Below are 12,482 nucleotides of genomic sequence, written 5' to 3' on the forward strand. Positions count from 1 at the left end.
CTCATCCCGATCTTCCTCGTGTCCGTCGGCATGCTCGTCGACCTGTCCACGGTGACCGACCCTCGCACGCTGCTTCTCGCCGGTGTCTTCACCGCGGTCACCATCGTCACCAAATACGGCGCCGCCTGGATCACCGGACAGCTCTTCAAGTTCGACAGGGCGCACATCGAGGTGATGTTCTCGCTGTCGGTCGCCCAGGCGGCCGGAACCCTCGCAGCTGCCATTGTCGGTCTCCGGGTGGGCATCATCGACGAGACCGCCGTGAACGCAACGCTGCTCGTCGTCCTGGCCACGATCATCGTTGCCTCATGGTCAGCGGGGCGATCCGCCGACAAGATTCCCGTTGACGCTTCCAGTTCGCCATCAAAACTCGGGCGACAAGTGCTCGTGCCCGTCGCCCGACTCGACGGCACTGACCGCCTCATCGAACTGGCGCTCATGCTGGCCCGAGCCGACGCCGGAACCGTCACACCGCTGCACGTCGTGACCACACGCGACGCCGAATCGGTGGCAAAGGGACGAGAAATACAAGGGACAGCCGAACGGTTCATAGCGAGCTTCGGCGCCGAATCGGCCGGAATGGTGCGGATCGACGCGTCCATTGTGCGCGGTATCTCCCATGCGTCCCTCGAGACCGGAGCGTCGGTGGTACTCATCGGATGGACCGAAACATCCGCTGCCCGACGTACCGTTCTCGGATCGGTCGTCGACGACGTGGTCAGCCGGGTTCCGGCACCGGTCGTCGTCGCCTACCTCCCCATCCTGACGTTCGACCGGGTGCTGGTTGTCGAAGTCAAAGGGGCATCGCCCGTCGAGATCGGAGCCGCCCGGGACCTGGCCATCCGGATCGGTCGCAGCTACTCAACCAAAATAGCCGCCTGGTGGATCCACGGACCGGGACCCGTCGAATCCCCACTGCCCAAAGACACCCAGATTCGAACCGGAGACCTGGTCGTCCTGGCCGCACCGGGCGGACCCGACTTCACCAAGACGATCAACGACTTCGTTACCGCCACCCCCGAGCAACCGGTCCTCGCCATCCGCTCATACGCGGAAAGCCCGAATGGGTTCGTCCCGATGACCGAATTGTTCCGCGACTAGCACCAGGCACCAGCCGACAGTCCGGCGCTGGGGGGACCGACCGCCAGAATGCAGTGGAAGGTCAACCAACCCTACCCATCCTCCACGAGGACGGGACCCTTCCCCCCGGACGGACCTACGGTCCTGGGGGGACCGACAACACCCGGACGTTCCGCTGGGGGACCGACGACAACGCCGCGCCAACCGGGTCGGGAGGACAGATAGCAACTGGGTTAGACGTGGCCGGGGGGTTGGGGGATCTGGGATAGGGCGGCCCGACGAGCGGCGACGATCTCGTCGGCGATCTGATCGAGGCTGTCCATCAGCCACAAGTAGGCCGCTTCCCCTGGTCGAAAATCGGCTTTGGCCATCCCCTGGATCCGGCCTTGTTCCTGAAGGCTTTTTACCTGGCGGAAATTGTTGGCGGGTTCCGTCGTGTAAACCCCCAGGGTCTTGCCACCGTTGGCATTGAGAATCGAAAACACCGGAACATCCGACGGACCATCGGCGACATAGATCATGTGGCGCATCGGGACCCGGCGCTGCTCCTCCGACATCCGACTGTTCACGTTGATCGACGGGTTCTTGTTCACACCCTTGGATATCTCGAAGATGGCCTTGGTTTTGGCCGTGTTGTCCATCGTGTATCCAAGTCCGCTGATCGGCACGTCAGAAGGTGCAATGTCGAGGTGGCCGAGATAGCCAGGGGGGCAGGTTGTTCGATGAAGTCATTGGCCCAAACGCCATCAATCTGATCGGCGATCTTGTTGCCAAGAATCATCGGCACGATTCCTGTCGACACGACGTAGTGCTCAACCGAGATACCTTCCTTCACGTAGCCGGGATTCTCTTGGACGTGTTGACGGGTCGAAGCGAAGAACTCTGGAATACCCGGAGCGAGTTCCACGCGGCTTCCCAATTCGGCCAGCTTGGCCCTGGTGAGACCAGGAAACAGACCGTTCTCGACGTACGTGATCATATGGCCGAGATATACAAGGTCCCGGGACGCTCGCACCCCGCGGGCTGCGTAATAGTCGACAAGGCCCTCAACCTCAGCCCAAAACTCTCCGGCGTCGACGCCGTACTCCTCGAAGATCGGATCCTGCTGGTTCCCAGGGATCAGGGTTCGGTCGTAATCCCAAACAAAAGCGATGACGTTCTGAACATAGAGCGGCGGCGGCATGAGATCAGGCTACGACGACCGGGAGCGAAACGCTAGGGAACCTCAACCCGACCGAAACAGACACGGTCAGCTTCGGCCCACCAAACCTGGAGGCGTACGTTGTGAAACCGGCCCCGCAACAGTCGATGACCAGTCCCCGCCAGGGCGGCAGGAAGAATGACCACCACGTTCCACACCTCGGCGATTTGGGCAACATACCCGATGGCTCGCTCGATGGAAGCCTCGTCCTCGATGATGATCTCGGCCGTGTCTTCGTCGGAAAACACGGTAACGAACGGATGATCCTTGATGATGATCGACGAACCATGGGTCGTGTAGGCGTCTGCGCAGGCCAGCGCGGCTGCGGGCAGCAGGTCGGTATCCATCGCCAGGGCCATCAATTCTCTCCTTGAATTACAACCCTGTGATTCTAGCGTGGCAATTCGGAGCCTGGTGGCTTGGCGTACACTCGCCATCCATGCGCCATGCCATTCTGCTCCGCTCGGTCGCTCGACTGCTCAACGAAGGCGAATCACTCGTGGATGCCGCCTACATGTGGCGGCGGCACCCATACATGCTCTGGTACGGCGGGCTGGCGTTCGTTGCGTTGGTCGCAATAGCCGCCTCCGTGGGATGGCAGGAGTGGCCGTCACGTCTCGGGTTCGGGGCTGGCGCGGCGGCCATCGCCATCTACTCGACCACCGAATATCGAGTTCTGGCGAGGACGCCCGGACGGCTCATCCTTTGCAAGGCATCGAGAATCCGCCAGGTTGCCCGCTCGATAACTGAGGACTATCCGACCCGCACTCCCCTCACGATGGTCGATGGCAACATGCTGGCCACGACGTGGGCATTTGAAGGATTGACGTACACGGTGCCAAAAAGCTCGGAGCGCTCCATGCGGGTCATCGCCGCAATCTGACCGTCAAGGAAGCATGAGCCGGGAGGCGGCCGGATCGCACGCCATCGGTGCGCTATCCGACGCGTGACCCGCCAGGAACTTCTCAACTTCGGCGCTGGCGGTAATCCAGGTCGATGCCCCACCATCGCTGGTGGCAAAGACAATCCCGATCATCCGGTCGTGAACGTCGTACGCACCGGCCCCTGAATCTCCGTTGGCGGTTGCCGCCTCGAGCTCATATCCCAGCCGGCTATGCCGATCTGACCCGAGAATCTGCTCGATGGACAAACTCACCATTTGTTTGACAACGAAGGGGACCGTCCCGGATGTCGCGCCGCCGACGATGAACCCTTCGGATCCGGTGCCAACCGAAGACGTATCGACCGACGAGACCCCATTCGGTGGAACTCGCAAGAGGGCCAGGTCGAGGTTCAAGTCGACGGCCACAACAACCGCACTCATCGGATCGCCATCGCCCACCCTCGCAACAACCTCGTCGGCTTTGACGACGAGGTGAGCAACGGTGAGCACAAGACCATCGCTGATCGCCACCCCTGACCCGGTTCGGTCGGCTGCCAGGCCACACCCGGTCGTCTCAATGGTCACCGCGCGCTGAGCGGGGACCAGGGGGAGGGCGCCGGCGTCGATGGCGGGAGGATCGCCCGGGCCGCAAGCTGCTCCCAACCCGACCAACATCGTCGCCACCACCGCGAGTGGGGCATTTCGCACGAAACACATGGTACGCAGAATTGGGCCCGCGGAACTCCCAATTCTTGTATGGTGGCCGCGGTTGCCGACGCACTCGGGGAGAGACCGATTTGGACGATCAAGGCTCGAAGACCGATATCACCTCAGCTGCTGAAGAACTGCTGGAGGTCTTCACCCGCCATGAGGTAGCGAAACCACTCGACGTCCCTGGCGGGATTGCCGGCCTCCTTTATCACCTCAGGATCGGTATAGAGGCAGTGACTACCGCCACCGGGAAGGCCGCCTGGATTCTCGTCTGGGCGGTGTTCGTGCTGGGATTTGTCAGTGTCGTAACCCGCTACATCGCCAGATTCATTCAACGCGACATCATCATCGGCGAAGTTTTCGACCTCCAATGGATGCTGTTCGGTGCCCTCGTTCTGCTCGGTTTGAACTACGGAGTTCGCGAAGGTGTCAACCCCCGGATCGACTTCTGGTGGGCTGATTTCACGAACAAGACCAAAGCAAAACTTGACCTGGTCGTGCACGTCTTCCTCTTTCTGCCATTCCTCGTCGTTGCCATGAGGACCCTGTGGGGTTGGTCGCTGGCCGGCATGGGCCGGTCCTTCAACGGATCATGGTCGACCTGGCAAGTGTGGAAAATCTGGGAGCAGTCGACCGATGCGGGCGGCCTCCCCCGGGGACCGATCAAGCTGATGATCCTTCTCGGGTTCTTCCTCATGACAACCCAGATTGTTGCCGAGATCATCAAGCAGATCCTCGTCTTGATGGGACGCGAGGACCTTGCCGGCATCGCTGCCCAAAAAGCGCCAGTGAGGATCGAGTAGTGGATCTCGGCGTCGCATTGGCCCTGGCGATGTTCGTCATATTCCTGGCGCTGATTCTGGTTGGCTACAACGTCGCGTTCTCCTTCGCCTCCACTGCCCTCCTCTTCTCCTTTCTTGGAGCGATAACCGGAACCTTCGATCCAGGCACCCTCGACGTGTTGCCGGCCCGATGGTTCGGGGCGGTATCGGATTCCACCCTCTTGGCCGTTCCCTTCTTCGTACTCATGGGGGCGATCCTTGAACGATCCGGACTCGCCGAGCGATTGCTCACAGCCATCGGCATGCTGCTCGGCCCGATCAAGGGCGGAGTGGCTGCGGCGGTGGTGCTGGTCGGTACGTTGCTGGCGGCCGCCACGGGAGTCGTGGCCGCCACGGTGATCGTGATGGGCCTGCTGTCACTCCCAACCATGATCCGTCTCGGTTATGACCACAAGCTCGCCACCGGTGTCATCACCGCCTCAGGAACCCTGGCTCAGCTACTGCCGCCCAGCCTGGTGCTCATCTTGCTGGCCTCCCAAATGGGGGTGGGCATTCTCGGGTTGTTCGCCGGGGCATTGCTACCGGGGCTCATCCTCAGTGCCTTGTACGCCGCCTATGCGATCGGCGTCTCGTACCTTCGCCCTGGAACCGGTCCGGCCATGCCGGCCGAGGAACGGACCCTGACCGGAAAAGTCCTGGCCCTTGAGGTGCTCTTTTCGGTCGTGCCAATCATCCTGTTGATCATCGGGGTGCTCTTCTCGATCTTCCAGGGCATCGCCACGCCTTCCGAATCCGGAGCGGTCGGAGTGTTCGGCGCCCTCACCCTGGCGGGTCTCGCCTACCTGTTCGACAAGGTTCTCATCCGGGCGGGTGCCGACCACATCGTTCCGCACTGGCGGCTGACTCCAAAAGCACTCCGAGAAGCTGCCAAATCCACGGCGAATATCAGCATTCTCGTTATGACGTTGCTGTTCTGTTCGTCATTCTTCTCACTCATGTTCCTCCAACTCGGCGGGTCGGATGCCACGGCGAGTTTTCTGGCCGACATCGGAGGCGGCAAGACCGGCTTTGTCGTTGTGGCTATGGTCGCCGTGTTCTTGCTCGGCATCAACCTCGAGTTCCTCGAAATCACCTTCATCGTCGTCCCCATCTTTCTGCCGGCCATGGACACACTTGGATTCACCAATCAGGAGAAGATCTGGTTTACCGTGCTGATGGCCGTGAACCTGAACATGGCATTCATATCGCCGCCAGTGGGGTTCTCGCTGTTTTATCTACAAAGCGTGGCGCCGCCGGAGGTCAAGACGGCCGACATTCACAGAGGAGCGATTCCTTTCATGGTCTTGCAGGGTGTGACGCTCGTCATCCTGGCGGTTTTCCCCGCGATTGTTCAGACATCTTTCGACCTTTTCGTTCCGAGCGGATGACATCGATGACTACCTGGAGGAGAGTTACACGTTCACTGCCATCTGCGAGCCGTGGTTACCTCCGCGACTCGCCATTCAGAATCCCAGCAATCGAGGACATAAAGCGGAACGAAATGCTAAAAAATGATCGACTACTGGAGGAGTAGCGATATGCCGGACAACATGCACCCCGAAGAGGCCCACATCGACCTGGACAAGGAACGTTCCAGTGTCAGTCGACGTCAGTTCATCAGGAACGGCGTTGGCGTGGCCGGATTCGCAGCCGCAGGATCGCTCCTGGCAGCCTGCACGACCAAGGACGACACAGCCGCTACGACGCTAGCCACGGCCACGACCGACATCACCGAAGTCATCCTGTCACAATCCGACTTGCCCGAAGTCGAATGGCAGATGCCAACCAGTTGGCCGGGTTCCCTCATCGGAACGATCGGCGCCGGAGCCCAGATCTTCGCCGACGAAATGCTCAAAATGACGGGCGGCAAGTTCAAGGTCACACCCCGGGTTGCCGGCGAACTCGTCGGTGGGCTCGAAGTGTTGCCAACCGTGCAGAACGGTGGCGCCGAAGCCGGACACACGGCCTCGTACTACTACGTCGGCCTGAGCCCGGCCATGCAGTTCGGGACCGCCGTACCGTTCGGCCTCACGTCCCGCCAGCAGGATGCGTGGCTCTACGAAGGCGGCGGACTCGACGTGCTTCGGGAGTTCTACGCCGAGGACTTCGGACTTATCCAGTTCCCGGCCGGTAACACCGGCGTGCAGATGGGTGGCTGGTTCACGAAGGAGATCAACTCGGTCGCCGACCTCCAGGGACTCAAGATGAGAATCCCGGGTCTGGCCGGACGGACGTTCAACAACCTCGGCGCCGAACAGGTGACGGTGGCGGGCGGCGAGATCGTGGCTTCGATTGAAACCGGAGCCATCGATGCGGCCGAGTGGGTTGGACCATACGACGACCTCATCCTCGGCCTAGGCCAGCTTGGCACGAAGGTCTACAACTACCACCCGGGGTGGTGGGAGCCAGGCTCGACGCTGGAGATAGTCATAACGCTAGACACGTGGAACGCCCTGCCAGAGGAGTACCAAGCAGCCGTCGAAAACGCCGCCAAAGCAGCCAACGTAGGCACCATGGCCAAGTACGACGTGCTCAACTCGGCAGCTTTGGCCGAAGTTATGTCAGTGGCCGAGATCCGACAGTTTCCCGACGACGTCCTGACTGCGTTCAAGACCGACTTCGAGAAGGTACTCGACGAAACCGCGGCGGCTGACGGCCGGTTCAACGACATCCTGGGTCCGTGGCGTGAATTCCGCGACTCGGTACAGGCCTGGCACGCACTGGCGGAAACGTCCATGCTCCACGCGTTCACGCTGTAACCAACAGTACGAACAAGACAAGCAATTGAAGAGTTGGCCCGGTCATCCGACCGGGCCAACTCTTTTGTGGCAGCTTCCCATCTAGCACCAAACCCGATGTTGGGTTCGGATGATTGACCGATAACATCGAACCCATGAAGACCGTAGATATCGCCGTGATCGGGGCCGGACCTGCCGGTGCAGCCGCGGCGATCCAGGCTGCCCGTCTCGGCGCTTCGGTAGTGGTCTTTGACAAGGCCGCCTACGGACGTGACAAGGTTTGTGGGGATGGTCTCACACCTCGAGCGGTCGGCGCCCTCAACGAACTCAAGATCGACATGACCGACGCCCATCACATTGATGGGCTCCGGATGATCGCCAACTCGACCAGACGAGAACTCGACTGGCCCGCCACCGCCCGATTCCCCTCACATGGGGCGGTCTGGCCGCGGCGTCGACTTGACGCCGCCTTGATTGACGCCGCCGCCGAAGCCGGAGCTGAGATCATCTGGGAGACCGAGGCCCTGCCGGTCATCGACGGTGACCGGGTGACCGGTGTGGATGCCGGCAAAGAACGCTGGGCGGCAGACCTGGTTGTCATCGCTGCGGGCGCACCGGGTCAGGTGGCCCGAATGGTTGGCGCTACCAAGGTCGCCAGCGAGCCGTTCGGCCTGGCCATCCGCAGCTACGTCGAGTCGCCCCGCCACGCCGACCGACATCTCGAAGCCTGCCTAACGATGAAGGACGGCAACGACAACTCGGTCCCCGGCTATGGGTGGATGTTTCCAGCCGGTGACGGCACGGTCAACATCGGCGTCGGCGCGTTGAACACCATGAAAGGCTTCAAAGGACTCAACCTCAACACCCTCATCGACCTCTACTACGACCAGGTCCGCGAGGAGTGGGAGATCGGGCCGTATCTCGAAAAGCCGCGCGCCTGGCGCCTACCCATGAGTACCCAACGCCGACACGGCCCGGGTTGGGTGGCCATCGGTGACGCCGCCGGGCTCATCAACCCGATGAACGGCGAAGGTATCGACTACGGGCTCGAATCAGGCATGCTGGCCGCCGACTTGTTTGTCGCCGACCCGGTTACCGCACCGGAACGTTACGACGCGCTCATCGGTGAACGCTTCGACAGCTTCCTTAGGACGGGGCGCCGGTTTTCATTTCTTATCGGTCATCCGTGGATACTCAACTCAGGTCTTCGACTGGCGGTCGGCACCCAGGCAATCGCCAACATCACGCTCAAAGTGATGGGCAACCTGGTTGACTCCGAGACACCCGGTACCGCCGGACTGGTCCTGGGAGCGGCCGACCGGGTGCTGGCCGCCGCCGACCCAATCCTCCGGCGAACCCGGGCTTCCGGCTAGATCAGAATATATATTAAGGGCATGATCGATACGTCCACCATCCCGGGATCAGGGTCCGAGCTTCGGGCTCTGGAAGTGGAAACGACCGTGCTGGCAGAGCCCTTAGAGGTATGGCGAGCCTGGACGTCAAAGGAAGACCTTCAGAAGTGGTGGCCGGTCCCCGATGCCAATATCGAGCTACGAATCGGCGGACCCTTCGAGCTGATGATGACAACGGACCTACCGGCGGGATTGCGCGGCTCAGAGGGCTGCAAGATCCTGTCATATGTTCCGGGCGAGCTGTTGTCTTTTACCTGGAACGCTCCCCCAACTCTCCCGTTGCGCTCATCGAACACCTGGGTGGCAATAACGTTTCGTCCCGCCGATGAAGGCACCCGGGTCCGCCTCGTCCATACCGGCTTTCTGACCGGCACCGATTGGGACGACTACCTGGCGTACTTCGCCGAAGCATGGTCCTACGTTCTGGACCTGCTCTCCAATCACTGGGCCTAGACGTACAATTACCCCAGTCGTGTAGATTTTCCCCAGCAACGTCAGGGACCCGATGCGTCGACTCATCCTCGCTTTTCTCATTCTGGGGCTACTCGCAGCTCCGGCGAGCGCGGCGGCGATCCCACCCGGTGGGACGTTCGTCGATGACGACGGCAACATTTTTGAACCCGACATTGAGGCAATCGCCGCCGTCGGGGTCACCAAAGGCTGCAACTCGCAACACACGTCGTTCTGTCCCACCAGCCCCGTTACCCGGGGACAGATGGCGGCCTTCCTCGTCAGGGCACTCGGACTGACTGCCCAGGATCCGGCCATCAACTTCACAGATGACAACAGTTCGATCTTCGAAAACGACATCGAGAAACTCGCCACCGCCGGCATCACCAAAGGATGCGGAAACACCAACACGTTCTGCCCCGACCGGGCGGTAACCCGAGCAGAGATGGCGGCGTTCCTCGTCCGAGCGCTGAAGCTCACGGCCCAAGACCCCGCCATAAACTTCACAGACGACAACGGTTCGATCTTCGAAAACGACATCGAGAAACTCGCCACCGCCGGCATCACCAAAGGATGCGGAAACACCAACACGTTCTGCCCTAATAGCCCGGTCACCAGGGGCCAGATGGCCGCTTTTCTCACACGGGGACTGCCCTACGTGAGGCTGCCAGTGCCAGCCAGGGGCACAACCACGAACGGAATCGACCTCGCTATTGCCGAGGCTGCCGCCGACGATGGATGTACATTCGCAGGCGGTACCACGTGCTTGACGACCATTACGATCGCCCAGGGCCAATTCTTCTACTTCGACGAAGGTTTCCTGACCGGACCGTGGTCTCAGGTGGGAACCGTCGATCGCAACAATTTCATGAGTAACCAGGTGCGGACCGAGGCCAAATTGAACGGAACAAAGCTGGGTGTCGTCGTCAAGCCGGTGGTCATCGCGGACGACATCGCCGAGAAGGTCGTGACATTCCAGTTCCCCAATACCTGGACCGGCACCCATCAACTCGACATCACGTTCATCTCTGAGCCGGCCGGGTATCAGATGACCATCAGAGCCACCGTGGTCATCTCAAGCAGCACCGCCACCGCGACAACCGGCCTACTCGCCCTCAACCCCTAGCTCAACAGTTTCACCGCGGCCTGGGGGCAGACCCGGGTCGGTTTCACTATTGTCACAGGGCTTTGACAAACCAGCTGAGTCGCCAACAACTGCTGCGCATGTTCACCATGCTCTACTTCGTCCAAGGGGTCATTCAGGCGTATCAGCTGAACTTCTTCAAACCCCACATGGCCTCCGAAGGCATCGACACCAAACGCATCGCGTTGGTGGCCAGCCTCGCCATTCTCCCCTTCATCCTGAAGTTCGTCTACGGCATCATCTCGGACCGATTCAGCCTGTTCGGACGTGGCTACCGGGTGCCGTACATGGTGATAGGTCTCGTCGGGACGGCATTGGCTTTTTTCGGTGCCTATTTCGTCGACCCCTCGACCAACTTCGGAATCCTCGCCACCGCCGTGCTGTCGGCAACCTTCATGATGGCACTATTCGACACAACCGCCGATGCCTACGCGGTTGACGTCATGAAGCCAGAGGATCATTCGGTGGTGCAGGCCTACATGACCGGCGGACGAGCGATCGGGCTCATCGCCCTGTCCACCGTTTTCGGGTTCATGGTCGACCGGGTTGGATACCAGCCCATCTTCCTGGTCATCGGAGCGTTGCTACTCATCCCGCTGTGGCAGGTGGGACGGGTCCACGAATCATCCACTCGATTGCCTGACCAGACCTTCGACTGGACTGCCTTCCGTTTCCTGAAAGAACCGCGTTACATGCTGTTCGGGTTGTTCCTCATCGGCGGATGGACCGTGTTCCAGGGCATCGACGGACTCGTGACCTACTACCTATCCGAACAATTCGAGGCATCCGGCGCGCTTATTGGAACCTATGGAACCCTCAAAGGAGTCGGGATGGTCGTCGGCGCCTGGGGCGTGGCCACCATCGTCCGAGAACTCGGCCACCGGAACGCCGCCTTCATCACCTTGGCCGCCGTCTCAGGCGGAGGCCTGATCATCTCATCGCTCGGAACCGCCAACGCCATCGTCGGTTTTGCCGCTGTTTGGGGCATTGCAGTCGGGCTTCAATGGACAACGTATGCCACGTTCGCCATGGATATCACCGACCTACGGATCGCCGGATCGATGTTCGCCATTCTCGGTGTCATGTCGAACATCGGTCTCGGCCTTGGCGAAACGGCTGTTGGCTTCACCGATGCATACGGCATCGTTGGCGTCTTGCGGTTCCTCGCCATCGCCAATGTGATCTTGATTCCCCTCATCGTTAAGGTATTGCGCATGTTCGCCCAACTCCGCGACGAGGTCGAGGTTCCCGCATGACCGATCCAGTGGCACTGCTCCAGGAACTCATTCGCTACGACACGACCAACCCTCCAGGTAACGAACACGACGCGGTACGGCACATCGAACAGGTCCTGGAGGCAGCCGGCATCGAAACCAGGATCGTCGCCCACGATGCCACCCGGCCCAACCTGATCGCCCGGATTCCCGGGCGCGGGGAAGCACCGCCACTCCTCCTGCATGCCCACATCGACGTTGTTCCAACCAACCATCAGCCGTGGAGTCACGACCCGTTTGGCGGCGAAATCATCGACGGTTACGTCTGGGGGCGGGGTGCCCTCGACATGAAGGGCGGAGTGGTCATGATGATCGACGCCATGGTCAACCTGGCCGAATTGGGCGAACCGCCGGCCGGCGACATCATCCTGGCGATCCTGTCCGATGAAGAAGATGGAGGGACTGTGGGAGCCAAGTTCCTTGTCGAAGAACGGCCAGACCTTTTTGCCGGCGTGAAATATGGCATCGGCGAGTGCGGAGCGTTTCCACTAACCGTGGCAGGCGTGCGCTTCTACCCAATCCAGATCGCCGAACGAGTCAGCGTGAAATTCACCCTGACGATGCGCGGTCAGGGTGGGCACGGCTCCGTGCCGATTCAAGGCGGCGCCATGGCCCTGCTCGGTCGCACGCTCAGCCGGATCGATAAAAAGCGACTTCCCGTACACATTATCGATGCCAATCGAGTGATGCTTGAGACCATGATTGACCACACAACCGGCGCCGCTCAACGAGCACTAAAAACGCTGCTCAACGAGCGAACCGCCGGAG

General features: G+C 60.8%; 14 protein-coding genes. 10 read left to right on the forward strand and 4 right to left on the reverse strand.

The window, feature by feature from the left end:
• A partial coding sequence (locus JJE47_11920) for a universal stress protein (protein ID MBK5268129.1) occupies positions 1-1,101 on the forward strand: 1,101 nt, incomplete at its 5' end.
• 212 nt (positions 1,102-1,313) lie between these two features.
• On the opposite strand, the gene JJE47_11925 is transcribed toward JJE47_11920, so the two are convergent.
• From JJE47_11925 to JJE47_11935, 3 genes are read right to left on the reverse strand one after another with little or no spacing between them, the layout of a single operon-like run.
• Complete coding sequence (locus tag JJE47_11925) at positions 1,314-1,721, reverse strand: hypothetical protein (protein MBK5268130.1); 408 nt, start codon at positions 1,719-1,721, stop codon at positions 1,314-1,316.
• On the reverse strand, positions 1,670-2,263 hold the full coding sequence (locus tag JJE47_11930) for a hypothetical protein (protein ID MBK5268131.1): 594 nt from the start codon (positions 2,261-2,263) through the stop codon (positions 1,670-1,672). The genes JJE47_11925 and JJE47_11930 overlap by 52 nt, the downstream gene beginning before the upstream one ends.
• Positions 2,264-2,295: 32 nt before the next feature.
• Positions 2,296-2,640, reverse strand: a complete 345-nt coding sequence (locus tag JJE47_11935; protein ID MBK5268132.1) for a hypothetical protein — start codon at positions 2,638-2,640, stop codon at positions 2,296-2,298.
• 80 nt (positions 2,641-2,720) lie between these two features.
• Between JJE47_11935 and JJE47_11940 the strand changes: the two genes are divergently transcribed.
• Positions 2,721-3,164, forward strand: a complete 444-nt coding sequence (locus JJE47_11940; GenBank protein ID MBK5268133.1) for a hypothetical protein — start codon at positions 2,721-2,723, stop codon at positions 3,162-3,164.
• A gap of 3 nt (positions 3,165-3,167) precedes the next feature.
• Here JJE47_11940 and JJE47_11945 read toward each other — a convergent pair whose 3' ends face one another.
• Positions 3,168-3,872, reverse strand: coding sequence for a trypsin-like peptidase domain-containing protein (locus tag JJE47_11945; protein MBK5268134.1), 705 nt, complete (start codon positions 3,870-3,872; stop codon positions 3,168-3,170).
• Positions 3,873-3,961: 89 nt separating this feature from the next.
• Between JJE47_11945 and JJE47_11950 the strand changes: the two genes are divergently transcribed.
• The 8 genes from JJE47_11950 to JJE47_11985 all read left to right on the forward strand — a co-directional run.
• Positions 3,962-4,678, forward strand: coding sequence for a TRAP transporter small permease subunit (locus tag JJE47_11950; GenBank protein MBK5268135.1), 717 nt, complete (start codon positions 3,962-3,964; stop codon positions 4,676-4,678).
• A gap of 29 nt (positions 4,679-4,707) precedes the next feature.
• A complete protein-coding gene (locus JJE47_11955) occupies positions 4,708-6,084 on the forward strand; it encodes a TRAP transporter large permease subunit (protein ID MBK5268136.1) in 1,377 nt (458 codons plus the stop codon).
• A gap of 162 nt (positions 6,085-6,246) precedes the next feature.
• Positions 6,247-7,455: a TRAP transporter substrate-binding protein DctP gene (dctP, locus tag JJE47_11960; protein MBK5268137.1), complete on the forward strand. Its 1,209-nt coding sequence runs from the start codon at positions 6,247-6,249 to the stop codon at positions 7,453-7,455.
• Positions 7,456-7,589: 134 nt separating this feature from the next.
• Positions 7,590-8,807 (forward strand): geranylgeranyl reductase family protein, encoded by a 1,218-nt coding sequence (locus JJE47_11965; protein ID MBK5268138.1) that lies wholly within the window; start codon positions 7,590-7,592, stop codon positions 8,805-8,807.
• A 21-nt stretch (positions 8,808-8,828) separates the two neighbouring features.
• Positions 8,829-9,299 (forward strand): SRPBCC domain-containing protein, encoded by a 471-nt coding sequence (locus JJE47_11970; protein ID MBK5268139.1) that lies wholly within the window; start codon positions 8,829-8,831, stop codon positions 9,297-9,299.
• A 52-nt stretch (positions 9,300-9,351) separates the two neighbouring features.
• Positions 9,352-10,422: an S-layer homology domain-containing protein gene (locus JJE47_11975; protein MBK5268140.1), complete on the forward strand. Its 1,071-nt coding sequence runs from the start codon at positions 9,352-9,354 to the stop codon at positions 10,420-10,422.
• Between the two features lie 62 nt (positions 10,423-10,484).
• Complete coding sequence (locus JJE47_11980) at positions 10,485-11,696, forward strand: MFS transporter (protein ID MBK5268141.1); 1,212 nt, start codon at positions 10,485-10,487, stop codon at positions 11,694-11,696.
• Positions 11,693-12,482 (forward strand): M20/M25/M40 family metallo-hydrolase (locus JJE47_11985; protein MBK5268142.1); only part of this gene is annotated, 790 nt, incomplete at its 3' end. The genes JJE47_11980 and JJE47_11985, both read left to right, overlap by 4 nt.

The sequence above is a fragment of the Acidimicrobiia bacterium genome, from assembly GCA_016650365.1.
Lineage (GTDB): Bacteria > Actinomycetota > Acidimicrobiia > Spongiisociales > JAENVV01 > JAENVV01.

What these genes read in the sequence shown, in the direction of transcription:
- JJE47_11925 (MBK5268130.1), bottom strand. Translation starts at nt 1,721, where the DNA reads ATGGACAACACGGCCAAAACCAAGGCCATCTTCGAGATATCCAAGGGT.
- JJE47_11930 (MBK5268131.1), bottom strand. Translation starts at nt 2,263, where the DNA reads ATGCCGCCGCCGCTCTATGTTCAGAACGTCATCGCTTTTGTTTGGGAT.
- JJE47_11935 (MBK5268132.1), bottom strand. Translation starts at nt 2,640, where the DNA reads ATGGCCCTGGCGATGGATACCGACCTGCTGCCCGCAGCCGCGCTGGCC.
- JJE47_11940 (MBK5268133.1), top strand. Translation starts at nt 2,721, where the DNA reads ATGCGCCATGCCATTCTGCTCCGCTCGGTCGCTCGACTGCTCAACGAA.
- JJE47_11955 (MBK5268136.1), top strand. Translation starts at nt 4,708, where the DNA reads ATGTTCGTCATATTCCTGGCGCTGATTCTGGTTGGCTACAACGTCGCG.
- dctP (MBK5268137.1), top strand. Translation starts at nt 6,247, where the DNA reads ATGCACCCCGAAGAGGCCCACATCGACCTGGACAAGGAACGTTCCAGT.
- JJE47_11965 (MBK5268138.1), top strand. Translation starts at nt 7,590, where the DNA reads ATGAAGACCGTAGATATCGCCGTGATCGGGGCCGGACCTGCCGGTGCA.
- JJE47_11970 (MBK5268139.1), top strand. Translation starts at nt 8,829, where the DNA reads ATGATCGATACGTCCACCATCCCGGGATCAGGGTCCGAGCTTCGGGCT.
- JJE47_11975 (MBK5268140.1), top strand. Translation starts at nt 9,352, where the DNA reads ATGCGTCGACTCATCCTCGCTTTTCTCATTCTGGGGCTACTCGCAGCT.